The 25,894-nt window shown below is 73.4% G+C and carries 25 protein-coding genes; 16 read left to right on the forward strand and 9 right to left on the reverse strand.

What is annotated here, in order from left to right:
* Positions 1 to 17: 17 nt before the first annotated feature.
* Positions 18 to 548, forward strand: coding sequence for an NUDIX domain-containing protein (locus ACFYXU_RS32775; RefSeq protein WP_361393748.1), 531 nt, complete (start codon positions 18 to 20; stop codon positions 546 to 548).
* Positions 549 to 664: 116 nt separating this feature from the next.
* Here the strand turns inward: ACFYXU_RS32775 and ACFYXU_RS32780 are convergent, their stop codons facing one another.
* The gene (locus tag ACFYXU_RS32780; RefSeq protein WP_376516044.1) at positions 665 to 1,525 is read right to left on the reverse strand and encodes a 3-hydroxybutyryl-CoA dehydrogenase; all 861 of its coding nucleotides are present in this window, start codon (positions 1,523 to 1,525) and stop codon (positions 665 to 667) included.
* A 199-nt stretch (positions 1,526 to 1,724) separates the two neighbouring features.
* Between ACFYXU_RS32780 and ACFYXU_RS32785 the strand changes: the two genes are divergently transcribed.
* The gene (locus tag ACFYXU_RS32785; RefSeq protein WP_389461275.1) at positions 1,725 to 2,945 is read left to right on the forward strand and encodes a glycoside hydrolase family 10 protein; all 1,221 of its coding nucleotides are present in this window, start codon (positions 1,725 to 1,727) and stop codon (positions 2,943 to 2,945) included.
* Between the two features lie 7 nt (positions 2,946 to 2,952).
* Here the strand turns inward: ACFYXU_RS32785 and ACFYXU_RS32790 are convergent, their stop codons facing one another.
* Both ACFYXU_RS32790 and ACFYXU_RS32795 read right to left on the reverse strand, forming a co-directional pair.
* Positions 2,953 to 3,156, reverse strand: a complete 204-nt coding sequence (locus tag ACFYXU_RS32790) for a DUF1918 domain-containing protein (protein ID WP_376516039.1) — start codon at positions 3,154 to 3,156, stop codon at positions 2,953 to 2,955.
* 92 nt (positions 3,157 to 3,248) lie between these two features.
* The gene (locus ACFYXU_RS32795; protein WP_389461277.1) at positions 3,249 to 4,391 is read right to left on the reverse strand and encodes an EamA family transporter; all 1,143 of its coding nucleotides are present in this window, start codon (positions 4,389 to 4,391) and stop codon (positions 3,249 to 3,251) included.
* On the opposite strand from ACFYXU_RS32795, the gene ACFYXU_RS32800 reads away from it, so the two are divergent.
* From ACFYXU_RS32800 to ACFYXU_RS32825, 6 genes are all read left to right on the forward strand, one after another.
* Positions 4,390 to 5,826: a PLP-dependent aminotransferase family protein gene (locus tag ACFYXU_RS32800; protein ID WP_389461279.1), complete on the forward strand. Its 1,437-nt coding sequence runs from the start codon at positions 4,390 to 4,392 to the stop codon at positions 5,824 to 5,826. The two genes, ACFYXU_RS32795 and ACFYXU_RS32800, sit on opposite strands and share 2 nt — an antisense overlap.
* A 104-nt stretch (positions 5,827 to 5,930) precedes the next feature.
* Positions 5,931 to 6,392: a GNAT family N-acetyltransferase gene (locus ACFYXU_RS32805; RefSeq protein ID WP_361393751.1), complete on the forward strand. Its 462-nt coding sequence runs from the start codon at positions 5,931 to 5,933 to the stop codon at positions 6,390 to 6,392.
* A gap of 69 nt (positions 6,393 to 6,461) precedes the next feature.
* Positions 6,462 to 7,037, forward strand: a complete 576-nt coding sequence (locus tag ACFYXU_RS32810; protein WP_329850883.1) for a histidine phosphatase family protein — start codon at positions 6,462 to 6,464, stop codon at positions 7,035 to 7,037.
* A 92-nt stretch (positions 7,038 to 7,129) separates the two neighbouring features.
* Positions 7,130 to 8,293, forward strand: a complete 1,164-nt coding sequence (locus tag ACFYXU_RS32815) for a methyltransferase (RefSeq protein WP_329850882.1) — start codon at positions 7,130 to 7,132, stop codon at positions 8,291 to 8,293.
* A gap of 233 nt (positions 8,294 to 8,526) precedes the next feature.
* Entirely contained in the window at positions 8,527 to 9,546 is a 1,020-nt protein-coding gene (locus tag ACFYXU_RS32820) for an MDR family NADP-dependent oxidoreductase (protein WP_389461282.1), read from the forward strand.
* Between the two features lie 100 nt (positions 9,547 to 9,646).
* Positions 9,647 to 10,087, forward strand: coding sequence for a MerR family transcriptional regulator (locus ACFYXU_RS32825; protein WP_389408680.1), 441 nt, complete (start codon positions 9,647 to 9,649; stop codon positions 10,085 to 10,087).
* Between the two features lie 50 nt (positions 10,088 to 10,137).
* Here the strand turns inward: ACFYXU_RS32825 and ACFYXU_RS32830 are convergent, their stop codons facing one another.
* The 4 genes from ACFYXU_RS32830 to ACFYXU_RS32845 form a co-directional block, all read right to left on the reverse strand.
* Entirely contained in the window at positions 10,138 to 11,736 is a 1,599-nt protein-coding gene (locus ACFYXU_RS32830) for an ABC-F family ATP-binding cassette domain-containing protein (protein WP_389408681.1), read from the reverse strand.
* Positions 11,737 to 11,917: 181 nt separating this feature from the next.
* On the reverse strand, positions 11,918 to 12,928 hold the full coding sequence (locus ACFYXU_RS32835) for a sigma factor-like helix-turn-helix DNA-binding protein (protein ID WP_389461284.1): 1,011 nt from the start codon (positions 12,926 to 12,928) through the stop codon (positions 11,918 to 11,920).
* A 126-nt stretch (positions 12,929 to 13,054) separates the two neighbouring features.
* On the reverse strand, positions 13,055 to 14,509 hold the full coding sequence (argG, locus tag ACFYXU_RS32840; RefSeq protein WP_389461286.1) for an argininosuccinate synthase: 1,455 nt from the start codon (positions 14,507 to 14,509) through the stop codon (positions 13,055 to 13,057).
* Positions 14,510 to 14,821: 312 nt separating this feature from the next.
* Positions 14,822 to 15,415, reverse strand: a complete 594-nt coding sequence (locus tag ACFYXU_RS32845; protein ID WP_389461288.1) for a hypothetical protein — start codon at positions 15,413 to 15,415, stop codon at positions 14,822 to 14,824.
* Between the two features lie 334 nt (positions 15,416 to 15,749).
* Between ACFYXU_RS32845 and argC the strand changes: the two genes are divergently transcribed.
* From argC to ACFYXU_RS32870, 5 genes are all read left to right on the forward strand, one after another.
* Positions 15,750 to 16,778, forward strand: coding sequence for an N-acetyl-gamma-glutamyl-phosphate reductase (gene argC / locus ACFYXU_RS32850; protein WP_389461290.1), 1,029 nt, complete (start codon positions 15,750 to 15,752; stop codon positions 16,776 to 16,778).
* Between the two features lie 180 nt (positions 16,779 to 16,958).
* Positions 16,959 to 18,110 (forward strand): bifunctional glutamate N-acetyltransferase/amino-acid acetyltransferase ArgJ, encoded by a 1,152-nt coding sequence (argJ, locus tag ACFYXU_RS32855; protein ID WP_389461292.1) that lies wholly within the window; start codon positions 16,959 to 16,961, stop codon positions 18,108 to 18,110.
* The gene (gene argB, locus ACFYXU_RS32860; protein ID WP_329850872.1) at positions 18,107 to 19,030 is read left to right on the forward strand and encodes an acetylglutamate kinase; all 924 of its coding nucleotides are present in this window, start codon (positions 18,107 to 18,109) and stop codon (positions 19,028 to 19,030) included. Before argJ ends, argB begins: the two co-directional genes overlap by 4 nt.
* Positions 19,027 to 20,226, forward strand: a complete 1,200-nt coding sequence (locus tag ACFYXU_RS32865; protein WP_389461295.1) for an acetylornithine transaminase — start codon at positions 19,027 to 19,029, stop codon at positions 20,224 to 20,226. Before argB ends, ACFYXU_RS32865 begins: the two co-directional genes overlap by 4 nt.
* Before the next feature lie 7 nt (positions 20,227 to 20,233).
* Positions 20,234 to 20,764 carry an arginine repressor gene (locus ACFYXU_RS32870; RefSeq protein WP_030316147.1) on the forward strand — a complete coding sequence of 177 codons (531 nt, stop codon included), beginning with the start codon at positions 20,234 to 20,236 and terminating at the stop codon, positions 20,762 to 20,764.
* 107 nt (positions 20,765 to 20,871) lie between these two features.
* On the opposite strand, the gene ACFYXU_RS32875 is transcribed toward ACFYXU_RS32870, so the two are convergent.
* Positions 20,872 to 21,471, reverse strand: coding sequence for a pyridoxamine 5'-phosphate oxidase family protein (locus ACFYXU_RS32875; protein WP_389461297.1), 600 nt, complete (start codon positions 21,469 to 21,471; stop codon positions 20,872 to 20,874).
* Positions 21,472 to 21,705: 234 nt separating this feature from the next.
* Between ACFYXU_RS32875 and argH the strand changes: the two genes are divergently transcribed.
* On the forward strand, positions 21,706 to 23,133 hold the full coding sequence (argH, locus tag ACFYXU_RS32880) for an argininosuccinate lyase (RefSeq protein ID WP_376511976.1): 1,428 nt from the start codon (positions 21,706 to 21,708) through the stop codon (positions 23,131 to 23,133).
* 56 nt (positions 23,134 to 23,189) lie between these two features.
* On the opposite strand, the gene ACFYXU_RS32885 is transcribed toward argH, so the two are convergent.
* Positions 23,190 to 23,699: an HAD domain-containing protein gene (locus tag ACFYXU_RS32885; RefSeq protein ID WP_389408686.1), complete on the reverse strand. Its 510-nt coding sequence runs from the start codon at positions 23,697 to 23,699 to the stop codon at positions 23,190 to 23,192.
* An 85-nt stretch (positions 23,700 to 23,784) separates the two neighbouring features.
* Here ACFYXU_RS32885 and ACFYXU_RS32890 point away from each other — a divergent pair, with 85 nt between their 5' ends.
* Together ACFYXU_RS32890 and ACFYXU_RS32895 are read left to right on the forward strand one after the other, a co-directional pair.
* Positions 23,785 to 24,336, forward strand: a complete 552-nt coding sequence (locus ACFYXU_RS32890) for a helix-turn-helix domain-containing protein (RefSeq protein ID WP_329850867.1) — start codon at positions 23,785 to 23,787, stop codon at positions 24,334 to 24,336.
* Entirely contained in the window at positions 24,333 to 25,877 is a 1,545-nt protein-coding gene (locus ACFYXU_RS32895; RefSeq protein ID WP_376511980.1) for an MFS transporter, read from the forward strand. Before ACFYXU_RS32890 ends, ACFYXU_RS32895 begins: the two co-directional genes overlap by 4 nt.
* Positions 25,878 to 25,894 lie beyond the last annotated feature (17 nt).

Here is a 25,894-nt window from a genome sequence, read left to right on the forward strand (position 1 = left end):
CGGAAGGTGGCAAGAACGTGCAGTGGACGAAACTGAGCGAACGCTCTGTCTATGAGAACCGCTGGTTCCGGGTGAACCTCGCGGACGTCGAACTCCCCGACGGCCGCCACCTCGACCACTATCTGATCCGGCTCCGCCCGGTCGCCGTCGCGACGGCGGTCAACGAGGCCGACGAAGTCCTGATGCTCTGGCGGCACCGCTTCATCACCGACAGCTGGGGCTGGGAGCTGGCCGCCGGCGTCGTCGAGGACGGCGAGGACATCGAGGCCGCCGCGGCCCGCGAGATGGAGGAGGAGACCGGCTGGCGGCCCGGGCCGCTGCGCCATCTCCTCACCGTGGAACCCTCCAACGGCCTCACCGACGCCCGGCACCACCTCTACTGGGCGGAGCGCGCCACGTACACCGGACCGCCCGAGGACGCCTTCGAGTCCTCGCGGCGGGCCTGGGTGCCGCTGAAGCAGATCCCCGACATGATCGGCCGGGGCGAGATCCCGGCGGCGAACATGGCCGCCGGGCTGCTGATGCTCCACCATCTGCGCCTCGGCTGAGACGCGGGGGCACCTGTGCCGGACGGCCCGTGCCTGTGCGGGGGTACGGGCCGTCCGGCCGGAGTCACGGTGTCAGGGGTCGGACGCCGGACTCCGGGTCTGGGGAGTGCCGGGTCCTAGGGGTACGGGTAGAAGCCCGAGCCCGTCTTCCGGCCGAGCCGGCCCGCGTCCACCATGCGCTGGAGCAGCGGGGGAGCGGCGTACAGCGGCTCCTTGAACTCGGAGTACATCGAGTCGGCGATGGACGCGATCGTGTCCAGGCCGATCAGGTCGGAGAGCTTCAGCGGGCCCATCGGGTGGGCGCAGCCGAACTCCATGCCGTTGTCGATGTCCTCGCGGCTCGCGATGCCCGACTCGAACATCCGGATCGCCGAGAGGAGGTACGGCACGAGCAGCGCGTTGACCACGAAGCCGGAGCGGTCCTGGGCGCGGATCGCGTGCTTGCCGAGCACCTTCTCCGCGAAGGCCTGCGCCCGGCTGATCGTGCCCTCGGAGGTGGTGAGGGCCGGGATCAGCTCGACGAGCTTCTGCACCGGGGCCGGGTTGAAGAAGTGGATGCCGACGACCTGGTCGGGGCGGGAGGTCGCCACGGCCAGCTTCACCAGCGGGATGGAGGAGGTGTTGGAGGCCAGGATGGCGTCGGGCCGGGTCATCACCTGGTCGAGGACCTGGAAGATCTCGGTCTTGACCTGCTCGTTCTCGACGACCGCCTCGATGACGAGGTCACGGTCGGCGAACTCGCCGAGGTCGGTGGTGAAGCTGAGGCGGGCGAGCGTCGCGTCGCGCTCCTCCTCGCTGATCTTGCCGCGCTCGGCGGCCTTGTTCAGCGAGTTGTAGAGCCGTGTGCGGCCGATCTCCAGCGCCTCGCCGGTGGTCTCGGCGACCCTCACCTCGAGCCCGCTCCGGGCACACACCTCCGCGATGCCCGCGCCCATCTGGCCGCAGCCCACCACTCCGACGCGCTCAATGTCGGCCATGGAGTCCGTCACCTCGTGCCTTTCGCTCTTCTCCGGCGGCGGGGGCCCGTGTGATTCCGGGAGCGTCCGCCTCTACCCCCACGACGTTACCGCTCATTAACCGATGATCGATCGCCGAGGACGGGCATGCTGTCCGGGTGGGTGTGACGTATCCGACAGAAGAGGGGTACAAGTGCGGCCTATCGGCAGAAGAGGGTTCGTGACCGGCGCCGGCGGAGCGGCCCTCGCCGTGACGGGAACGACAGCCCCGGCGTCCGGTGCCGCGCGCCCGGGTCGGGGCGGGCCGCGTCGCGGGAGGGAGTTCCGGGGGATGTGGCTGGCGACCGTCGCCAACCGCGACTGGCCCTCCCGGCCCGGACTCACGGCGGAGCGGCAGCGCGCCGAGCTCCTCGATCACCTGGACGCGGCCGTCGAGCGCCGGCTCAACGTGGTGGTCCTCCAGGTCAGGCCGACCGCCGACGCGCTCTGGCCCTCGCCGTACGAGCCGTGGGCGGAGTGCCTGACCGGCACGCAGGGCCGGGATCCCGGCTGGGACCCGCTGGGCACGGCCGTCGAGGAGGCCCACGCCCGGGGCCTCGAACTGCACGCCTGGTTCAACCCGTACCGCGTGGCGAACCACACGGACCCCGGCCGGCTCGTCGCCGGACACCCGGCCCGGCTCCACCCGGAGTGGGTCCTGCCCTACGGAGGGAAGCTCTACTACGACCCGGGGCTGCCCGAGGTCCGCGGCTTCGTCCAGGAGGCGATGCTGGACGCGGTGCGCCGCTACGACATCGACGCCGTGCACTGGGACGACTACTTCTACCCGTACCCGGTGGCCGGGCAGGTCTTCGCCGACGACGAGACGTACGCGCGGTACGGAGGGGACTTCCCCGACCGGGCGTCCTGGCGGCGGAACAACACCGATCTGCTGGTCTCGGAGATGTCCGCCCGGATCAAGGAGACCGGGAAGCGCACGGCCTTCGGCATCAGCCCGTTCGGGGTCTGGCGGAACGCCTCCACCGACCCGGAGGGCTCGGACACGAGCGCCGGCGTCCAGACCTACGACGACCTCCACGCCGACACCCGGAAGTGGATCCGCGAGGGCTGGATCGACCACATCGTCCCGCAGCTCTACTGGAACATCGGACTACCCGCCGCGGACTACGCCAGGCTGCTGCCCTGGTGGGACGCGGTGGTGCGGGGCACCGGGGTCAATCTCTACATCGGCGAGGCGCTCTACAAGGCGGGTGATCCGGCCCAGCCCGCGCCCTGGCAGGACCTGCGGGAGCTCTCGCGCCATCTGGACCTGGCCCGGACGTATCCCTCCGTCGGGGGCCACTGCTGGTTCTCCGCGAAGGAGGTCGCCGCGGACCCGATCGGGGCGATGACCACCGTGGTGGCCGATCACTACCCGACCAGGGTCCGTCCGCCGAGGTAGGGACGGCTCAGCCGATCCCCATCTCCGGGTGGTGGCGTACGACGGTGTCGGGGCCCGGCGACATCAGGGCCTCGTGGCCGTCGTCGTCGAACTTCACGCGGTACGGGGGAGTGCCGTTCTCCCCCAGCACCTGAAGGACCTCGGCCGTGCGGTCGTGGTGACCCACGGTCCGGCCGTGTACCAGCAGCTTGTCGCCCACGCTCGCCTGCATCGGGCTGACCTCCTCGCGACCTGGCTTCTCCTGGCCTGTACTGCGCAGGGTCTCTGTCTGCCATTGTGACCGTTCCGTCCTGGTTCGTCGCGTCAGCTCCTCGCCCGCTGGGTGACCGCGATGCAGACCAGGACCGCCAGCGCGGCGATCGGGGCGGCCACCGGCAGCGTCTCGCCCAGGAGGACGACCGCCCAGAACAGGGTGAGCAGCGGCTGGGCGAGCTGGAGTTGGCTGGCCTTGGGAATGCCGATGGCGGCCATGCCCCGGTACCAGACGTACAGGCCGAAGAAGGTGGAGCCGGCGGCGACCCACACCAGACCGATGACGCCGTGCGCGGTCAGGTGCACGGGCTCGAACGACAGCGACACGGCCGAGCCGACCGCCATCAGCGGCAGGCAGAGGACCAGCGCCCAGCCGATGACCTGCCAGCCCGGCATGAGCGCGGCGAGCCGGCCGCCCTCGGTGTATCCGGCCGCGCACACGAGCAGCGCCCCGAAGAGGTAGAGGTCGCCCGTGGAGAAGGAGCCGCCGCTCTGCTGGAGCGTGAAGCCCAGCACCACCACGGCGCCGGAGACGGCCGCGACCCAGAAGGCGCGGGAGGGGCGGCGGCCCGTCCGCACGGCGGCGAGCGTCGCCGTGGTCAGCGGCAGGAGGCCCACGACCACGGCGGCGTGCGAGGTGGTGGAGGTCCGCAGGGCCAGGGTGGTCAGGAGCGGGAAGCCGATGACGACTCCGCAGGCGACGACCGCGAGACCCGCCCAGTGCCGGCGCTCGGGCAGCGGCACCCGGCCCGCGAGGAGGAAGCACCCGGCGACGAGCGCGGCGAGGGTGGAGCGCACGGCCACGAGCGACCAGGGGCCGAAGCTCTCCAGACCCCAGACGGTCGAGGGGAAGGTGAGGGAGAACGCGATCACACCGAGCCCGGCGAGCAGGGTGCCCCGCGTCCGGGGGTCGGCGGGGGCGCGGGGCCCGGGGGAGGGGGTTGCCCCGGTCGCGGAGGAGGTCCGTCCGGTAACGGTCCGGCCGGAGGCGGTCGGAGCGGGCTCGGAGGGGGTCCGGCCGGAGACGGCCTGGGCGGGCGCGGCGGCGTCCGGGGTGTCGGTGCGAGCGGGTCCGGTGGCCCCCGGGACGGCGGTCCGAGTGGATCCGGCAGCGGCGGGGGTGGCGGTCCGGGCGGGTCCGGGGGCGGTGACCGCTATCGCCGTCGGAGTAGTAGCGCTATCCTGTGTCCTCATGCACGAGCGTAGCAGTGTCGCGGAACTGGTGAAATCCCTGCGAGAGGAGCTGGACCGCTACTCACCAGGGGGAAAGCTGCCGTCGAGTCGCGCGCTCGTCGAGCGTTTCCACGTCTCCCCGGTCACCGTCACCCGGGCCCTCGCCCAGCTCGCCGCCGAAGGGCTCGTCGTCACCCGCCCCGGGGCCGGGGCCTTCCGCGCGGAAGCCCGCACCCCCGCCCCGGTCGTCGGCGACACCTCCTGGCAGGAGGTCGCGCTCAGCGCCGACGCCGCCACCGAACTCGTGCCCCGCGCCGTCGACGCCTCCGGAGTCCTCGTCACCCTCTCCGCGCCCCCGCCCGGCGTGATCGAGTTCAACGGCGGCTATCTCCACCCCTCCCTCCAGCCCGAGAGCGCCCTCGCCGCCGCCCTCGCCCGGGCCGGCCGCCGCCCCGGCGCCTGGGGCCGGCCGCCCACCGACGGTCTGCCCGAACTGCGCGCCTGGTTCGCCCGCGAGATCGGCGGCGGCGTCACCGCCGCGGACGTCCTCGTCACCGCCGGCGGACAGTCCGCGCTCAGCACCGCGCTGCGCGCCCTCGCCCCGCCCGGCACCCCCGTGCTCGTCGAGTCGCCCACCTACCCCGGCATGCTGGCCGTCGCCCGCGCGGCCGGACTCCGCCCGGTCCCCGTGCCCACCGACGCCGACGGGGTGCGCCCCGAGCTCCTCGACGCCGCGTTCCGCGCCACCGGGGCCCGCGTCTTCGTCTGCCAGCCGCTCTTCCAGAACCCCACCGGGACCGTGGTCCGCCCCGAGCGGGGCCGCGAGGTCGTCCGCATCGCCCGCGCCGCCGGCGCCTTCGTCGTCGAGGACGACTTCGCCCGCCGCCTCGGCCACGAGGACGCCGGCCCGCTCCCCGCGCCGCTCGTCGCCGAGGACCCCGACGGCGTCGTCGTCCACGTCCGCTCCCTCACCAAGATCACCTCGCCGAGCCTCCGCGTCGGCGCCCTCGCCGCCCGGGGGCCCGTCCTGGAACGGCTGCGCGCCATCCAGGTCGTCGACAGCTTCTTCGTCCCGCGCCCCCTCCAGGAGGCCGCGCTCGAACTCGTCGGCTCCCCGGCCTGGCCGCGTCACCTCCGCGCCGTCTCCCAGGAGCTCAGGAGCCGCCGGGACGTCATGACCGGCGCGCTCGCCCTCCACCTTCCCGAACTCGCCCTGCCGCACGTCGCCTCCGGCGGCTACCAGCTCTGGCTGCGCCTCCCCGACACCCTCCCCGAGACCTCCCTCCTCACCGCGGGCCTGCGCGCGGGCGTCGCCGCCGCTCCCGGCCGCCCCTACTTCTGCGCCGAACCCCCCGCCGGCCACATCCGGCTGAGTTTCGCGGGTGTCGCGGGACCGGCGGAGATCGTCGAGGGCGTGCGCCGCCTGCGGGCGGCGGTCGACGAGCTCACCCGCTGACGCCGGGGGCCGGGCCGCGCGGGGCCACCACGCGGCACGGCCAGCCGCCCTGGCCGCGGGCAAATTCACCTGACAAGCCCACCCGCCCCTGCGAGCCTTCGCCCATGAGCGACAGCACCGCCTCCGACACCCCCGGCGCCCCCGTCCTGCACGGGGCGTACGAGATCTCAGCCGACCCCGCCCGGATCGACGCCGCCCGCGTCCACCACTGGCTGTCCACCGACTCCTACTGGGCCCTCGGCCGACCTCGGGAGAAGCAGGACAGCGCCATCGCGGGCTCCCTGAACCTCGGCGCCTACCACCGGGAGACCGGAGAGATCAGCGCCTACGCGCGCGTCGTCACCGACTACGCCACCTTCGCCTGGCTCTGCGACGTCTACGTCGACCGCCCGGCCCGCGGCACCGGCCTCGGCACCGCGCTCGTCACCGCCGTCCGCGACCACCTCGCACCGTACGGACTGCGCCGGGTCCTGCTCGCCACCGCCGACGCCCACGGCGTGTACGAGAAGGTGGGTTTCACGCCACTGCGGAATCCGGACAAGTGGATGGCTCTCGGGCAGCAGTGAGACCCACCCCCGCCCGTCCCGGCACATGACCCCTTGACCAGCGCAGTCACCGGCCTCACGATCGCGGCCATGAGTCTTCGGGTGACGCTCGTCACGGCGGCACGCAGCTCCTCCCTGCTCGCCGAACGCTTCGACGACGACCGGCCCCTCGACGAGGCCGGCTGGTACGAGGTGCAGCAGGCCGCGCCCGCGCTCATCCCGCTCGGCGCGGCCGAACTGCGCTACTGCTCCCCGACCCCGCGCAGCCGCGCCACCGGCACCGCGCTGGGCTACGCGCCCCTCGTCCAGCCCGCGCTCCGCGACTGCGACATGGGCCGCTGGCGCGGCCTCACCCTCGCCGAGGTCGCCGCCCTCGAACCCGCCGCCGTCGACGCCTGGCTCACCGACCCCCGCACGGCCCCGCACGGCGGCGAACCCCTCCTCGCCTTCATCTCCCGGATAGGGCACTGGCTCGACACCCGGCCCGCCGAGGACGGCGCCATCGTCGCCGTGGCCGAGCCCTCCGTCGTACGGGCCGCCCTCGTGTACGCCCTCAAGGCGCCGCCCGCCACCTACTGGAACGTCGAGGTACGCCCCCTCTCCACGATCACCCTCACCGGCCGCCCCGGCCTCTGGCACCTCCACCTCGCCACCGCCCTCCACTGACGGCTCCCCGGACGCGCGGGGTGGGGCACTCGGCCCCGACCGGCTGGCGCAGGGTGGGGCACTCGGCCCCGACCGGCTAGCCTGAGAGCACGATGAACCGTTTGAGCACGTCATGGGGCGCCTTCACGCTGACCCGCTTCCCCGAGGACCCGCGCGACCAGCTGCGCGCCTGGGACGCGTCCGACGAGTACCTCCTCGGACACCTCGCCGAGAGCGGCACCGACCTGTCGGGGAACGTCGCCGTCCTCGGCGACCGCTGGGGCGCGCTCGTCACGGCGCTCCAGGCGGCGGGACCCCGCGAACTCGTCCAGATCACCGACTCGTACCTCGGCGAGCAGGCCACCCGCGCCAACCTCGCCCGCGCCGGTGCCGCCCCCGACGCCGTCCGCCTCCTCACCACCCAGGATCCGCCGCCCGAGCGCATCGACGTGCTCCTCGTCCGCGTCCCCAAGAGCCTCGCGCTCCTGGAGGACCAGCTGCACCGGCTCGCCCCCGCTGTGCACGAGGACACCGTGGTCGTCGGCGCGGGCATGGTCAAGGAGATCCACACCTCCACGCTCAAGCTCTTCGAGCGGATCCTCGGCCCCACCCGCACCTCGCTCGCGGTGAAGAAGGCCCGGCTCATCCACACCACCCCCGATCCGGCCCTCACTCCCCGGCCCAACCCCTGGCCCCACCGCTACGCCCTCCCCGGAGACACCCCCGCGCCCGGACTCCCCGGACTGACCGTCACCAACCACGCGGGCGTCTTCTGCGCCGACCGCCTGGACATCGGCACCCGCTTCTTCCTCGCGAACCTGCCCGGCGGTCTCGGCCGGGCCCGCGTCGCCGACCTCGGCTGCGGCAACGGAGTCGTCGGCCTCGCCATCGCCCTCCACGAGCCCGAGGCCGAACTGGTCTTCACCGACGAGTCGTACCCCGCGGTCGCCTCGGCCGAGGAGAACTTCCGCGCCCACCTGGGCCCGGACCGCAAGGCCGAGTTCCTCGTCGGGGACGGGCTCACCGGCCTCGCGCCCGGCTCGTTCGACCTGGTCCTCAACAACCCTCCCTTCCACAGCCATCAGGCCACCACCGACCGCACCGCCCGCCGGATGTTCGCGGACGCGCGGCGCGCCCTGCGCCCCGGCGGCGAGCTGTGGGTCATCGGCAACCGGCACCTCGGCTACCACGTCACGCTCCGCCGGATCTTCGGCAACAGCGAACTCGTCGCGAGCGACGCCAAGTTCGTCGTGCTGCGCGCGGTGCGCCAGAGCTAGGGCACGCCGCCCCGCGCCGGGGAGTGCCGGACCCCAGGGGCCGGGCACTCCCCGTTCATATGCTCCAGGAGCGCGAGCGGATCTGCGCATCGGTGATCATGTCTCAAGGCTAGGAGGCTCCGGCGGCGGTGTCTCTCGGGGATCACCCTCCCTCGTCACGGACTTGACCCTGACGCGCGGGTCAGGGTCTACGGTCCGCCCGACCCGCCCGCCCCCTTTCCCCGGAGCGCCCCATGGCCACCCACCGCGAGATCCGGCTGCGCACCCGACCCGAGCGCGGCCTCCCGGCCCCCGAGCACCTGGAGCTCGTCACCACCGCCCGTCCCGAGCCCGCCCCCGGCGAACTCCTCGTCAGGAACCGCTGGTTCGCGGTCTCCGCCGCCCTGCGGACCCTCATCGGCGGCGGGGTGAAGGACGCCCCCTTCCCGCCCGTCGAGCCCGGCGACCCCCTCCCCGGCGCGGCCGTCGGCGAAGTCGTGTCCGCACCGGACGGCAGCGGCCCTCGCCCCGGGGACCTCGTCCTCCACTGGCAGGGCTGGCGCGAGTACGCCGCCGTGGCCCCGTCGCTGGTCACGCCCGTCGGCGACACGCTGCCCGACCCCGTCGCCCACCTCTCCCAGGGCCGGACCGCCTACGCCGCCCTCACCCGCGGCGCGGAGCTGCGCCCCGGCGACACGGTCCTCGTCACCGGCGGGGCCGGCGCCGTCGGGACGATGGCCGGCCAGATCGCCCGGCTCCTCGGCGCGGGCCGGATCATCGGCAGCACCGGCTCACCGGCCAAGGCCGAGCACCTCGTCACCGCACTCGGCTACGACGCCGCCGTCGTCCGGGGCGCCGCCGCCCCCTTCGCCGCGCAGCTCGCCGAGGCCGCGCCCGACGGCATCGACGTCGTCCTCGACACCGTCGGCGGCGAGCAGCTGAGCGCCGCGCTCGCCGCCGCCCGCCCCGGGGCGCGGGCCGTCCTCGTCGGCGCGCTCGCCGGACAGCTCGACCCGGAGGGAAACGGAGCCACCGCGCGCGTGGAGCTGGACACGTTCCCGCTCATCCTCAGGCGGATCTCCCTGCGCGGCTTCAGCCCGCTCGACCACCCCGAGACCGACGCCGAGTGGCGGGACCGGTTCGGCGACTGGCTGCGCGCCGGGACGATCACCTTCCCCCACCTCAGGGTCGCGGGCATGGAACGCGCCGCCCAGGCGTTGCGGGAGGTGATGGAGGGCCGGCATCTCGGCGCGGTCGTGGTCGAGTTGCCGTGACGACGGTGGTCTCGGCGGAGGGCGGCGGTCGGCATGCGGTCGGTGACGCGGCGGAGGGTGGTCGACATGCGGATCGGTGACGCGACGGAGGGTGGCCGGCATGCGGATCGGTGACGCGGCGGCAGCGGCGGGGACCACACCCCGGGCACTGCGCCTCTACGAGCAGCGCGGTCTCCTTCCGCCGGCGGACCGCACTCCCACCGGCCAGCGGCGCTACGGCCCGGACGACGTGGAGCGGGTCCGGGTCGTACGCGAACTCCTCGGCCTCGGCCTGACGATCGAGGACGTACGCGCCTGTGTGGACCGCCTCCCGCTGCTCGACGCGGAGGCGATCCGCTCGCGCCGGGTCCCCGAGGGCGTGTGCGTCCGGGCGTCGCCGGTCGTGAGCCGCCGGCTCGCCGCCCTGGACGCGGAGATCGCCCGCCTCACCCGCCGCCGCGACGCACTGGCGGCCCGCGCGGTGACGGGCCCGGGACCCGGCCCGGCGGCCCCGGAGGCGACGCCCCGGCCCGAACCCGCGCCCGCGTCAGAGGCCCGGTGACGGCAGGCCGCCGCGACCCCGCCCGGATCCGAGCCCCGGACGGCGGGACCTCACGCCAGGGTGACCAGCTCCCGGTACTCCGCGTTCCACAGGTCCTCGTCCGCGTCCGGGAGCAGCAGGACCCGCTCCGGGCGCAGCGCGTCGATCGCGCCCTCGTCGTGCGTGACCATCACGATCGCGCCCGGGTACGTGCCCACCGCAGCCAGCACCTCGTCGCGCGACGCGGGATCCAGGTTGTTGGTGGGCTCGTCCAGGAGCAGCACGTTCGCGCCGGAGTGCACCAGGGCGGCCAGCGCGAGCCTGGTCCTCTCGCCGCCGGACAGCACCCCGGCGGGCTTGTCGGCGTCGTCGCCCCGGAACAGGAACGCGCCGAGCACCGCCCGTACCTCACCGTCCGTCAGGTGCGGGGCCGCCGCCGCGAGGTTCTCCCGGACCGTACGCGCCCGGTCCAGCGTCTCGTGCTCCTGGGCGAAGTAGCCGAGCCGCAGCCCGTGGCCGCGCACCACCCGCCCCGCGTCGGGCGTCTCCCGCCCGGCGAGGAGCCGCAGCAGCGTCGTCTTCCCGGCTCCGTTGAGCCCGAGGACGACCAGCCGCGAGCCCCGGTCCACGGCCAGGTCCACGCCGCCGAGCACGTGCTGCTCCCCGTACGCCTTGGTGAGCGACACGGCGCCGAGCGGCGTCCGGCCGCACGGGGCGGGCTCCGGCAGCCGGATGCGGGCGACCCGCTCGGCCTGCCGTGCCGGGTCGAGCCCGGCGAGCATCCGGTCGGCGCGGCGTGCCATGCTGCGGGCCGTCGTCGCCGTCGCCACGCGCGACTTCATGCGGTCCGCCTGCGCGTGCAGGGCGGCCGCCTTCCGCTCGGCGTTGGCGCGCTCGCGCACCCGGCGCCGTTCGTCGGCGTCCCGCTGGGCGAGGTACGCGTCCCAACCGGTGTTGTGGACGTCGAGTGCGGCGCGCCCCGGATCGAGGTGGAAGACCCGGTTGACGGTCTCGGCGAGGAGGCGCACGTCGTGGCTGATCAGCACGAGTCCGCCCCGGTGGGCGGCGAGGTGGCCGCGCAGCCAGCCGATCGAGTCGGCGTCCAGGTGGTTCGTCGGCTCGTCGAGCAGCAGCGTGTCGTCCCGCCCGTGCCCGGCGAAGAGGATCCGGGCGAGTTCGACCCGGCGCTTCTGCCCGCCGGACAGCCGTCCGACCGGCCGGTCCATCAGGGCGGGGGGCAGGCCGAGGCCGGCGGCGACCCGGGCGGCCTCCGCCTCCGCCGCGTAGCCGCCGCCGGCCTCGAAGGCGGTCTCGGCGGCGTCGTACGCGGCGAGTGCTCGCGCGTCGGGCGCCTCGCCGAGCCGCCGGGCGGCGTCCGCGAGCCGCCGAGCCGCTTGGTCGAGGCCGCGCGCGGAGAGGATCCGGTCGGTGACGGTCGTCTCGGGGTCGGCGGCCCGCGCGTCCTGGGCGAGGTGCCCGAGGGAGCCGGTACGGGTGACGGTGCCGGCGGCCGGGGCGCGCAGCCCGGCCAGGGTGTCGAGGAGGGTGGTCTTGCCGGCGCCGTTGCGGCCGACCAGACCGATCCGGTCGCCGGGGGCGACGTGGAAGGAGACGCCGGACAGCAGGAGCCGGGCGCCGACGCGCACGTCGGCACCACGAACGGTGATCATGGGATAACGCTCCGAACAAGCTTGAGGACACACGGGTGGCGTGAGTGCGGGTCCTCAGCTAGGAGATTCGGGGCGTAGACATGCCGTCGAGGCTAAAGGATCCGGTCGCCGAACGCACGGGCTTTACCTCTGGGCCCCAGCCTGCGGCTGTGCCCCGCCCGCCCCCGCCTGCCTCTCGGTCTCAGCTGTCGGGGAAGGTCAGGTCCAGTGCGCGCACCCGCTCCTCGCCGGTGGTGACCGAGAGCGTGACGATCCGGTCCCGGTGGAGGGTGGCCGCGAGCGCCGAGACCGGCCGCCCGGCGGCGAAGCCCACCGCGCCGACGGCCCCGTCGACCAGCGCGGGCCGGGACACGTCCACGCTCCGCGCGAAGGCGGCGGCCGTCTCGGAGACCGCGGCGACCCCGTGGACCGGGCCGGCGTCCGCGTACGCCACGACGTCCGGGTCGAGGACGGACACCAGACCGCGGGCGTCCCGCGCGCGTGCGGCGGCCACGAACCGGTCCACCACCGCCCGCTGCCGCCCCCGCTCCCCCTCCGTGCGGACGGCTCCGCGGCCCCTGATCCGCTCCCGCGCCTCCCGGGCCAGCCGCGCCGCCGCCTCGGGGGAGCTCCCCAGGATCCGCGCGGTCTGGGGCACGGGCAGCCCGAACGCGTCGTGCAGGACATAGGCGAGCCGCTCCTGCCCCCCGAGCCGCTCCAGCATCACGAGCAGGACCAGCCACAGAGCCTCGACGTCGCCGTCCCCGACCCCGGGCCCTCGGCCGTCCCCGACCCCGGGCTCGGTCCCCGAACCGTCCCCGTCCCCGGGTGGCGAACCGTCCCCGTCCCCGGGCCCCGAACCGTCCCCGGCCCCAGGTCCCGAACCGGCGCCGACCTCCCGCGCTCCAGGCCCCCGACCGGCCCCGGCTCCCCGCGCACCAGCCCCCGAACCACCCCCAGCCCCCCGCCCCTGGAGCCCCCGTACGCAGGTCTCGCCCACCGTCGCCGTCAGCCAGGCGCGTACCGCCGCGTCGCCGTCCCTGCCGAGCCCCGCCCGGGCCGCCGCGAGGGCCGCCTCGGCCCGCGCCGGCGATCCGGTGATCCGCAGGGCCACGGCCCGCAGTCGCTCCTCCTGGGCGTCGAAGCGCCTGGTCAGGGCGGTCAGAAAGGTGTCGTCGTCCATGGCGTCCCACTCCTCGTCGGTTCCCGTCACCGCGTTGACGCGAGGACCCGTCGCGATGTGACAGGGGCGCGCGGGCCGAAACCGCCCAGGACAGCGAGAAGGCCGGTCCGGCACCAGGCGTGTCGGACCGGCCTTCCGTGGTCGTGCCGTCGTGCGTCAGTCCGTGCCGAACTCCATCGCGGCCCGGTCCAGCATCTCCTCGTCGCCGGAGACCTCGCCGCGCGAGGCGATGGCCTCGGCGCCGCCCTCGGGCAGCTGCGTCATGGAGCCGATCAGGCCCGTCGCGGCCGCCTGGGCGGCACCGATGGAGGGGCTGCCGGTGCCGATCAGGCCGAGACCGGCGTACTGCTCCAGCTTGGCGCGCGAGTCGGCGATGTCGAGGTTGCGCATGGTGAGCTGGCCGATCCGGTCCACCGGTCCGAAGGCCGAGTCCTCGGTGCGCTCCATGGACAGCTTGTCCGGGTGGTAGCTGAACGCCGGGCCGGTGGTGTCGAGGATCGAGTAGTCCTCGCCGCGCCGCAGCCGCAGGGTCACCTCTCCGGTGACGGCCGCGCCGACCCAGCGCTGGAGCGACTCGCGGACCATGAGGGCCTGCGGGTCGAGCCAGCGGCCCTCGTACATGAGGCGGCCGAGGCGCCGGCCCTCGTTGTGGTACTGGGCGAGGGTGTCCTCGTTGTGGATCGCGTTGACCAGGCGCTCGTACGCGGCGTGCAGCAGCGCCATGCCGGGGGCCTCGTAGATGCCGCGGCTCTTGGCCTCGATGATCCGGTTCTCGATCTGGTCGGACATGCCCATGCCGTGGCGGCCGCCGATGGCGTTCGCCTCCATGACCAGGTCGACGGCGGAGTGGAACTCCTTGCCGTTGATCGTCACAGGGCGGCCCTGCTCGAAGCCGATCGTGACGTCCTCGGTGACGATCTCGACCGACGGGTCCCAGAACTTCACACCCATGATCGGGTCGACGGTCTCGACGCCCGTGTCCAGGTGCTCCAGGGTCTTGGCCTCGTGCGTGGCGCCCCAGATGTTGGCGTCGGTGGAGTACGCCTTCTCGGTGCTGTCCCGGTAGGGCAGCTCATGGGCGAGCAGCCACTCGGACATCTCCTTGCGGCCGCCGAGCTCGGTCACGAAGTCCGCGTCCAGCCAGGGCTTGTAGATCCGCAGGTGCGGATTGGCCAGCAGGCCGTAGCGGTAGAACCGCTCGATGTCGTTGCCCTTGAACGTCGAGCCGTCGCCCCAGATCTGGACGTTGTCCTCGAGCATCGCGCGGACCAGCAGGGTGCCGGTGACGGCGCGGCCGAGCGGGGTGGTGTTGAAGTAGGCGCGGCCGCCGGAGCGGATGTGGAACGCGCCGCAGGTGAGCGCGGCAAGGCCTTCCTCGACCAGCGCGGCGCGGCAGTCGACCAGGCGCGCGATCTCGGCACCGTAGGTCTTCGCGCGGCCGGGGACCGACTCGATGTCGGGCTCGTCGTACTGGCCGATGTCGGCGGTGTAGGTGCAGGGGATGGCGCCCTTGTCGCGCATCCATGCGACCGCGACGGAGGTGTCGAGGCCGCCGGAGAAGGCGATGCCGACGCGCTCGCCGGCGGGCAGGGAGGTGAGGACCTTGGACATAGGAAGATTATGCATGAACTCGCATGGTCATGCAAAGGGGGGGGGGGGGTCGGTGATCAGGTGTGCGGGCCGTGATGCCCGCTCAAGGGACCGACCCGTCGCCCCGGGCCCGGGCCCGCTCACCGAGCCCCACCCGTCGTCCAGGCCGGGGGCGCCCGGCCCCGCTCACGGAGCCGATCCGTCCTCCAGGTCGGGCATGCCCGACCTGGGTTCGAAGGGGGCCCGCATCTCCGAGACCGGCAGGGCCCGGTTGCAGGCCGCCGACGGACGGTCCGGTCGCGTGCTCCCCGGTACGGTCCGGTCGTGTGCCCTCTAGTACGGCCCGCCCCGGAACAGCAGGCTGCCGTGGTGGCGCGGGCGGTCGCCGCGCTCGTGGGCCGCGTCCGAGCGGTCGGCGGGGGCCGTCCGCTCGGCGAGGGCGCGGAGCGTCGCCAGGCCCGCCAGGACCTCCTCCCGGCGGTTCGCGGACTTCATCCAGGCGGGCAGCCGGGCGAACATCGACAGCGTGGGGGAGGCGTGGCGGACGCGGTGCCGTGCCCGGACGTACGCGGCCAGCGCGTCGGCGTGCTCCTCGTCGTAGGCCCAGAGGATCCGCCCCGCGCAGCGCGTCTGGAGCCAGAGCGGACGGCGGAAGAACGGGTCCTCGGTGCCGCCGGGCACCGCTCCCACCAGGCCTCCGCCCCGCTGTCCCGCCGTCCACTCGGCGACCGCGCCGCAGCCGCCGCAGGTGAGGCGACGGGGCTCGAAGAGCAGGTGCCGCGGCTCCGGGAGGCCCGGCCGGGGCGTCACGAGCGCGCGGCCGCCGCAGCCGGGGCAGACGACGAGCACCCGCCCGGTGAACCGGACGAGCCAGGTGCCGTGGTCGTCGTGGCGGTCCGGTCCGGGGCGTGTGGGCTCGGCACTCATGGGGGACACCTTGGCAGGCCGTGAAGCGGTGGGCGACCCGATGGCGCGGAGTAGCGGACCGGACCGAGTCGACCTCTCCGGCGGACGTACTGGGCTGGACCGAGTCGATCTCTCCGGCGTACCGGGCCCGGACCGGGTCGATCTCTCCGGCGTACCGGGCCGCACCGAGTCGATCTCCCTGGCGTACCGGGCCGGACCGAGTCGCTCTCCCTGGCGTACCGGGCCGGACCGAGTCGATCTCTCTGTCGTACCGGGCCGCACCGAGTCGCTCTCCCTGTCATTGCATAAAAGTTCGGCGACACGTATAGTCATGCCATCCATGAGGAGGGTTTCGATGACGGTACGAGTAGCAGTGGCGGGTGCGAGCGGATACGCGGGCGGAGAGCTCCTGCGTCTCCTCGTCGCGCACCCCCACGTGGAGATCGGCACACTGACCGGGCACTCCAACGCCGGCCAGCGCCTCGGGGCCCTCCAGCCCCACCTGCTCCCGCTCGCCGACCGTGTCCTCGCGCCCACCACGGCCGAGGAGCTCGCCGGACACGACGTCGTCTTCCTCGCGCTGCCGCACGGCCAGTCCGCCGCCGTCGCCGAGCAGCTCGGGCCCGACGTCCTCGTCGTCGACATGGGCGCCGACTTCCGCCTCCAGGACCCGGCCGACTGGGAGACGTACTACGGCTCCCCGCACGCCGGGACCTGGCCCTACGGCCTCCCCGAGCTGCCCGGTGCCCGCGCCGCCCTCGACGGGACCAAGCGGGTCGCGGTCCCCGGCTGCTACCCGACGGCCGTCTCGCTCGCCCTCTTCCCGGCGTACGCCGAGGGCCTCGCCGAGCCCGAGGCCGTGATCGTCGCCGCCTCCGGCACGTCCGGCGCCGGCAAGGCCGCCAAGCCGCACCTGCTCGGCAGCGAGGTCATGGGCAGCATGTCCCCGTACGGCGTCGGAGGCGGCCACCGCCACACGCCCGAGATGATCCAGAACCTCAGCGGACCGGCGGGGGAGCGGGTCACCGTCTCCTTCACGCCGACCCTGGCCCCGATGCCCCGGGGCATCCTCGCCACCTGCACCGCCACGGCGAAGCCCGGCGTCACCGCCGAGAGCGTGCGGGCCGCGTACGAGAAGGCCTTCGCGGACGAGCCCTTCGTCCACCTGCTCCCCGAGGGACAGTGGCCCGCCACGGCGTCCGTCTACGGTTCCAACGCCGTTCAGGTGCAGGTCGCGTACGACGCGAACGCGAACCGGATCATCGCGATCAGCGCCATCGACAACCTCACCAAGGGCACCGCCGGCGGCGCGGTGCAGAGCATGAACATCGCCCTCGGACTTCCCGAGGCCACCGGACTTTCCACGATCGGAGTCGCTCCGTGAGCGACGCGCGCGCCGTCACCGGCCCGCGGACGAGGACGAAGCCCGCACCTCCGCGCCGCGTGGGCGGAGCAGCGAACGGAGGGGCACAGTGAGCGGCGCACGCGCAGCCACCGGCCCGCAGACGACGACGAAGCCCGCGCCCCAGTGCCGCGCGGGCGGAGAAGCGAACGGAGTAGCAGAGTGAGCGTCACCGCAGCGAAGGGATTCACGGCCGCGGGCATCGCCGCCGGGATCAAGCAGAACGGCAACCCGGACCTGGCCCTCGTGGTCAACACCGGGCCCCGCCGCGCCGCCGCGGGAGTCTTCACCTCCAACCGCGTCAAGGCCGCGCCCGTCCTCTGGTCCCAGCAGGTCCTCGCCGGCGGCGAGCTGACGGCCGTCGTGCTCAACTCCGGCGGCGCCAACGCCTGCACCGGCCCGAAGGGCTTCCAGGACACCCACGCCACCGCCGAGAAGGTCGCGGACGTCCTCGGCATCGGCGCCGGCGAGGTCGCCGTCGCCTCCACCGGTCTCATCGGCATGCTGCTCCCCATGGACAAGCTCCTCCCCGGCGTCGAGAAGGCCGCGGGCGAACTCTCCGAGCACGGCGGCGAGAAGGCCGCCATCGCCATCAAGACCACCGACACCGTCCACAAGACCTCCGTCGTCACCCGGGACGGTTGGACCGTCGGCGGCATGGCCAAGGGCGCCGGCATGCTCGCCCCCGGCCTGGCCACCATGCTCGTCGTCCTCACCACCGACGCCGACGTCGACACCAAGGGCCTCGACGCCGCGCTGCGCACCGCCACCCGGCTCACCTTCGACCGGGTCGACTCCGACGGCTGCATGTCCACCAACGACACGGTCCTCCTCCTCGCCTCCGGCGCCTCCGGCGTCACCCCGGAGCAGGACGCGTTCGCCGAGGCCGTCCGGGGCGTCTGCGACGACCTCGCCCGCCAGCTCATCGGCGACGCCGAAGGCGCCAGCAAGGACATCCGCATCGAGGTGATCAACGCCGCGACCGAGGACGACGCCGTCGAGGTGGGCCGCTCCATCGCCCGTAACAACCTCCTCAAGTGCGCCATCCACGGTGAGGACCCCAACTGGGGCCGGGTGCTCTCCGCCATCGGCACCACGCGGGCGGCCTTCGAGCCCGACCGGCTCAACGTCGCCATCAACGGCGTCTGGGTCTGCCGGAACGGCTCCGTCGGCGAGGACCGCGACCTGGTCGACATGCGCTACCGGGAGGTCACCGTCACCGCCGACCTCGCGGCCGGCACGGAGTCCGCCGTCATCTGGGCGAACGACCTCACCGCGGACTACGTCCACGAGAACAGCGCGTACTCGTCATGAGCAACACCGCGCGGAAGCACACCGCCCTCCCGAAGGCGCAGATCCTCATCGAGGCCCTGCCCTGGCTCACCCGCCACCACGGCAAGACCGTCGTCATCAAGTTCGGCGGCAACGCCATGATCGACGAGGACCTGAAGGCCGCCTTCGCCCAGGACGTCGTCTTCCTCCGCCACGCCGGCCTCAAGCCGGTCGTGGTGCACGGCGGCGGCCCCCAGATCAACCGCGCCCTCGACCAGGCGGGCCTGGTCAGCGAGTTCAAGGCCGGTCTGCGGGTCACCACCCCGGAGGCCATGGACGTCGTACGGATGGTCCTCGCCGGCCAGGTCCAGCGCGAGCTGGTCGGGCTGCTCAACCAGCACGGCCCCTTCGCCGTCGGCATGACCGGCGAGGACGCGCACACCATCACGGCCACCCAGCACCGGCCGGTCATCGAGGGCGAGCGGGTCGACATCGGCCGCGTCGGCGAGATCACGGCCATCGAGACCGGAGCCATCGAGGCGCTCCTGGAGGACGGCCGGATCCCGGTCATCTCCTCCATCGCCCGCTCCCAGGACGACGGACATGTCTACAACGTCAATGCTGATACGGCGGCTGCGGCACTCGCTGCGGCGCTGGGTGCCGAGACCCTGATGGTCCTGACCGACGTCGAGGGCCTCTACGAGGACTGGCCGCACAGCGACGAGGTCATCAGCAGGCTCACCGCGAGCCAGCTGGAGAAGCTGCTGCCCGAGCTCTCCAGCGGCATGGTCCCCAAGATGGAGGGCTGCCTGCACGCCGTACGGAACGGGGTCACCACGGCCCGCGTCATCGACGGCCGGGTCCAGCACTCGATCCTGCTGGAGATCTTCACGGACGAGGGCATCGGCACGATGGTCGTACCCGACCACCGGGGCGGCAAGAACGCACAGGGGGAGAAATGACCGGCAACGCGGAGCTGACCCAGCGGTGGCAGGGCTCGCTCATGGACAACTACGGCACCCCCCGGCTGCCGCTCGTCCGCGGTGAGGGCGCCAAGGTCTGGGACGCCGACGGCAAGGAGTACCTGGACTTCGTCGGCGGCATCGCCGTCAACGCCCTCGGCCACGCCCACCCGGCCGTCGTCGAGGCCGTCACCCGGCAGATCCAGAGCCTCGGCCACGTCTCCAACCTCTTCGTCGCCGAGCCGCCCGTCGCCCTCGCCGAGCGGCTCCTGAGCCTCTCCGGCCGCCCCGGCAAGGTCTTCTTCTGCAATTCGGGCGCCGAGGCGAACGAAGCCGCGTTCAAGATCGGCCGGCTGACCGGCCGGTCGCACATGGTCGCCACCGAGGGCGGCTTCCACGGCCGGACCATGGGCTCCCTCGCGCTCACCGGCCAGCCCGGCAAGCAGACCCCCTTCCTGCCGCTCCCCGGCGACGTCACCCACGTGCCCTACGGGGACGTGGAGGCGCTGCGGGCCGCGGTCACCGAGGACACCGCCTTCGTCATCATCGAGCCCGTCCAGGGGGAGAACGGCGTCGTCGTCCCGCCCGCCGGCTACCTCCGGGCCGCCCGGGAGATCACCCGCGCCACCGGCACCCTGCTCGTCCTCGACGAGGTGCAGACCGGCATCGGCCGGTGCGGCCAGTGGTTCGAGTACCAGGCCCACGAGGGTGTGGACCCGGACGTCGTGACCCTCGCCAAGGGCCTCGGCGGCGGTCTGCCGCTCGGCGCCACCGTCGCCTTCGGCGAGGCCGCGGAACTGTTCGCGCCCGGCCACCACGGCACCACCTTCGGCGGCAACCCGGTCGCCTGCGCCGCCGGACTCGCCGTCCTGGACACCCTCGCGGCCGACGCGGCCCTCGACCACGTGAAGGCGGTCGGGGAGCGGCTGCGCCAGGGAATCGAGGGTCTGGGCCACCCGCTGGTCTCCCACGTCCGTGGTGCGGGCCTGCTGCTGGGTATCGTGCTCACCGGGCCCCTCGCACCCCAGGTGCAGCAGGCGGCCCAGGACGCCGGCCTCCTGGTGAACGCGCCCGCCCCCGATGTCGTACGGATCATGCCTCCGCTGGTCCTCACCGACGCCGAGGCGGACTCCTTCCTCCGGGCTCTGCCGGCGGTCCTGGACGAGGCGAACGGGCAAGGACGAACCGGAGAATGAGACGACGATGACCGACGCGCAGGAGAACGAGCACGGAGGGCCGTCCGTTCCGCAGACCCGCACCGCACGCCACCGCAGGATCGTCGACATCCTCAACCGGCAGCCGGTGCGCTCGCAGAGCCAGCTCGCCAAGCTCCTCGCGGACGACGGGCTGAGCGTCACCCAGGCGACGCTCAGCCGCGACCTCGACGAACTCGGCGCGGTGAAGATCCGCAACACCGGCGGTGAGCTGATCTACGCGGTGCCCAGCGAGGGCGGCTTCCGCACCCCGCAGGCCCCGCTCGGCGAGTCGGCCAAGGAGGAGCGCATGCGCCGCCTCTCCGGCGAACTGCTGATCTCCGCCGAGGCCTCCGCCAACCTGGTGGTGCTGCGGACCCCGCCGGGCGCCGCCCAGTTCCTCGCGTCGGCCATCGACCAGGCCGAACTCCACGCCATCCTCGGCACCATCGCGGGTGACGACACCCTGCTGCTCATCAGCCGCGACCCGGCGGGCGGCCAGGCCCTCGCCGACCACCTGCTGAAGCTGGCCCAGAAGTAGCCGCCGGGCCCGGCACCGCGTGACCGCCGTCGGCCCGCCCCGCGTGCCGACGGCGATCAGCGGCCGGCGCGCGAGGACCGCGCCCGCGCCGCCGCCCGTCGTACGGGCTATCCGGCGGGCAGCGGCGGCAGCGGGAGCGGCAGCGCGGGCAGCCCGTCGAGGCTGCTGGCGATGTGGTCCTTCCGCTCGCAGTACGCGTTGAACTCCTCGTCGGTCTTCCGGTTGAAGTACTCGGCGTGCAGACCCCGGTCCTCCTGGTACTCCATCAGAGGCACCGCGAACCCGCAGGCGTCGCTGACCCTGCGCGCGTGCACGAGGACGATCGCCCGGGCACTGCCCTGCCCCTCGACGGCCTCGGCGGGGAACCGCGCGAAGAGCTCGCCCCACCGCGGATCGTCCCGCAGCACCGCCTCGCCGGTCCCGTGCACCCGGACGACGGTCGGCGGTCCGGAGAAGGCGGTCCACATCAGCGTGATCCGCCCGTTCCCCGGCTCGCGCAGATGCGCGATCGTCTCGGCGCTGCTGCCGCCGAAGTCGACGTACGCGAGGGTCAGTTCGTCCAGGACGACGAGCGTCCCCCGGCGCCCCTTGGGGGAGAGGTTGACGTGCCCGTCGCCCGAGAGGGGAGCGGTCGCGGCGACGAACACCGGCTGCTCCTCGATGAAGGCGCGCAGCCGCCCGTCGATGTGTTCATACGTTTTGCCCATGCCGGCCATTCTCCCCACGCCGCCCGCCCGGGGGGAGACCCGTCTCAGGCACCGGCCCTCCACGCCCCCGCGTTGACAAAACATACGGCCACTTGCATAGTTATGCCTACCGGAGAGGCGCGCCATCGCCGCCCGGCGCGACCTGGCGTGACCCGCACGCGTTGAACAGGCCGTCCCCCCGGCCCAGGCCCGGGCCGGGAGGCGGCGGTACACCCACTCTCCCGAGGAGCAGCAGTGAGCAGCAACAACGGTGACGTCCGGCTCTGGGGCGGACGGTTCGCCGACGGCCCCGCCGAGGCCCTGGCGAAGCTCTCCGCCTCGGTCCACTTCGACTGGCGTCTCGCGCCGTACGACATCGCCGGATCCCGTGCCCACGCGCGCGTGCTGCACAAGGCCGGCCTGCTCACCGAGGACGAGCTGACCCGCATGCTCGGCGGTCTCGACCGGCTGGAGGCGGACGTCGCCGACGGCTCCTTCGTCGGCACCCTCGCCGACGAGGACGTCCACACCGCCCTGGAGCGGGGCCTGCTGGAGCGCCTCGGCCCGGACCTCGGCGGCAAGCTGCGCGCCGGCCGGTCCCGGAACGACCAGGTCGCGACCCTCTTCCGGATGTACCTGCGGGACCACGCCCGGATCATCGGCGGCCTCGTCGCCGACCTCCAGGACGCGCTCGTCGGCCTCGCCGAGGCCCACGCGGACGTCGCCATGCCCGGCCGTACGCACCTCCAGCACGCCCAGCCGGTGCTCTTCGCCCACCACGTCCTCGCCCACGTCCAGTCGCTCTCCCGGGACGCCGAGCGGCTGCGGCAGTGGGACACCCGGACGGCGGTCTCCCCGTACGGCTCCGGCGCCCTCGCCGGCTCCTCCCTCGGGCTCGACCCGCAGGCGGTCGCCAAGGACCTCGGCTTCGAGCGGGGCTCGGCCGGCAACTCGATCGACGGCACGGCCTCCCGCGACTTCGTCGCCGAGTTCGCCTTCATCACGGCGATGATCGGCGTCAACCTCTCGCGGATCGCCGAGGAGATCATCATCTGGAACACGAAGGAGTTCTCCTTCGTTACCCTGCACGACGCCTTCTCCACCGGCTCCTCGATCATGCCGCAGAAGAAGAACCCCGACATCGCCGAGCTGGCGCGGGGCAAGTCCGGCCGCCTGATCGGCAACCTCTCCGGTCTGATGGCCACCCTGAAGGCCCTCCCGCTCGCCTACAACCGGGACCTCCAGGAGGACAAGGAGCCGGTCTTCGACTCCTGCGACCAGCTGGAGATCCTGCTGCCCGCCTTCACCGGCATGATGGCCACGCTCACGGTCAACCGGGAGCGCATGGAGGAGCTCGCCCCGGCCGGTTTCTCGCTCGCCACCGACATCGCGGAGTGGCTGGTCAGGCAGGGCGTGCCCTTCCGGGTGGCGCACGAGGTGGCCGGCGAGTGCGTGAAGGTCGCCGAGTCCGAGGGCAAGGAGCTGGACGAGCTGACGGACGAGCAGTTCGCCAAGATCTCCGAGCACCTCACCCCCGAGGTCCGCACGGTCCTCGACGTCCCCGGCGCCCTCGCCTCCCGCAACGGCCGGGGCGGCACCGCCCCCTCGGCGGTCGCGGTCCAGCTGGTCGAGGTCAAGGCGGACCTGGTCATCCAGCACGCCTGGGCCGAGGCCAAGAAGTAGGACTCAGCCCGTCACGGTGCCGCCTGGGCCGAGGCCAAGAGGTAGGACTCAGCCCGTCACAGCGCCGCCGCCCACTCCGCGAGCGCGTCGAAGTCCGGCCGGATCAGTCCGATCCGGGGGTCGACGTGCAGGAGCAGGGCGGCGGCGAGGTGTTTCTGCTCCACGTACTCGTGGTCGTACGGCGTGATGTCGTCGTCCACCCAGGCGAACGGCCGCCCCGCCGCGTACTCCAGGATGTACTGGGTCTTCCAGAACGTCCCGCGCGGGGCGGCCCCGTGCATGGTCGGCCAGTCGATGAACGGCAGCTCGGGGAGCCCGAGCCGCGGCCCGATCCACTCGTTGGCCTCGTTCTTCCAGGTCGTCGCCCACACCAGCTCGTACGCCCCGGCCAGGGCGCGCAGCTCGACGCCGTGACCGGGGTCGAGCCACACCCGGAGCGGCTTCGTGTCGAACCAGCCGCCCGGCCGCATCCGGTGCGTCGTGTACCCCTCCGGGCGCCGTTCGCGTTGCGCCGCGTACGGATTCAGCGGACCGTCGACATCGAGCAGCAGCAGGGGTCTGGTCATCCGCACAGCTTTCCGTTCCCGCCCTCGATGAGGCGTGGATTTATCGAATGAGACACGGATGTCTCATTGGGTGTATGGTTGTCTCATGTCAGTCGATCGCACCCAGGTGCTCCATGCCGCCGCCGCCCTGCTCACCCGCAAGGCGACCGCCACCATGGACGAGGTCGCCCGCGCCGCCGGGATCGGCCGCGCCACGCTGCACCGGCACTTCGCCGGGCGGGACGCCCTGGTGCGGGCGCTCGAAGAGCTCGGGATCCAGGAGCTGGAGGCGGCCCACGACCGGGCCCGCACCGCGGAGGGTCCCGCCGACGAGGCCGTACGACGGCTCGTCGCCGAGGTCGAGGACGTCGCACCGCTGCTCTCGTTCCTCGTCACCGAGAACCAGCTCTTCGAGGGCGACCAGCAGAACGACGGCTGGGAACGCCTCGACGCCCGGGTCTCCGCGCTCTTCCGGCGCGGTCAGGAAGAAGGCGTCTTCCGCATCGACATGACCCCCGCCTGGCTCACCGAGGCCTTCTACGGGCTCATCGGTTCCGGCGCCTGGGCCGTGCAGGACGGCCGGGTCGCCGCCAAGGACTTTCCGTACATGATCGTCGAGCTGCTGCTCGGCGGAGCGCGCAGGAGCGTGGAGAAGTGATCACCAGCACGATCAAGACAGAGAGCCATATCGGGGGCGCGCACCGCCCCGGCCGGTGGCTCGCCCTCTCCGTGCTCGTCCTGGCCGTCCTCCTCGTGGCGGTCGACGCCACGGTACTCGGCCTCGCCACCCCCTTCCTCTCCGAGGACCTCCGGCCCACCGGAAACCAGCTCCTCTGGATCGGCGACGTCTACTCCTTCGTCATCGCCGGACTCCTGGTCTCCATGGGCAGCCTCGGCGACCGCATCGGCCGCAAGAAGCTCCTGCTGATCGGTGCCACCGCCTTCGGCGCCCTCTCGGTCCTGAACGCCTACGCGACCAGCCCCGAGATGATGATCGTCGCCCGCGCCCTCCTCGGCGTCGCCGGCGCGACCCTGATGCCGTCGACCCTGGCCCTCATCCGGAACCTCTTCCACGACGCCCGCGAGCGCAGCCTCGCCATCGGCATCTGGGGTGCCATGGCCTCGGCCGGTGCCGCCGTCGGACCGGTCGTCGGCGGATTCCTCCTGGAGCACTTCTGGTGGGGCTCCGTCTTCCTCATCAACCTGCCCGTCATGGCCGTCCTGGTCCTCGTCGGCGCCAAGCTGATCCCCGAGTCGAAGAACCCGAACCCCGGCCCCTGGGACGTGCCCAGCGTCGCCCTGTCCCTCGTCGGCGTCATCGGCATCGTGTACGCCGTCAAGGAGCTGGCCTCCCACGGCCTCTCCCCGGACGCCGGCGTCGCCGCGCTCCTCGGCGTGGCCGCCCTGGCCTGGTTCGTCCGCAGGCAGCTGACCCTGCCCGCGCCGCTCCTGGACATGCGGCTCTTCCGCCACCGCGGCTTCTCCGGGGCCGTCGCCGCCGACCTGCTGACCATCCTCGGCCTGTCCGGCCTGGTGTTCTTCCTGTCCCAGTTCTTCCAGCTGGTCCAGGGCCGCCAGCCGCTGGAGGCCGGACTGGCCGAACTCCCCGCCGCGATCGGCGCGGTGACGGCCGGTCTGATCGCCGGCGTGGTCGCCCGCCGCTACTCCGTACGGTCCGTGGTGGCCGGCGGTCTCGCCGCGGTCGGCCTCTCCCTGGCCGTCCTGACGACGCTCGACCAGCACACCGGCTACCCGCTGCTCGGGGCCACCCTCCTCGTCGTCGGCGTGGGCGCGGGCTTCTCCTTCACCGTGACCGCGGACGTGATCCTCTCCAGCGTCCCGAAGGAGCAGGCCGGTTCCGCCTCCGCGGTCTCCGAGACCGCGTACGAACTGGGCGCCGCGCTCGGCATCGCCATCCTCGGCTCGATCGTGACCGGCGTCTACCGGGGCTTCGCCACCCCGGCCGGGGTCCCCTCGGACGTCGCGTCGGCCGCCCACGAGTCGCTCGGCGGCGCGGTCGAGGCCTCCGGCACCCTCGCCCCCGGGACGGCGAGCGCGCTGGTGTCCTCCGCCCAGGAGGCCTTCGTCGACGGTCTGCGGATCGCGGCCGGCGTCGGCGCGGCGGTCCTCCTCGCGACGGCGGTCGCGGCCTGGTTCCTGCTGAAGGGCCAGAAGCTGGAGGACGGCGTCGAGCACTGACGCACCCCCGGACACGG

The sequence above is a fragment of the Streptomyces sp. NPDC002232 genome, from assembly GCF_042890295.1.
In the GTDB taxonomy this organism is placed as follows: domain Bacteria; phylum Actinomycetota; class Actinomycetes; order Streptomycetales; family Streptomycetaceae; genus Streptomyces.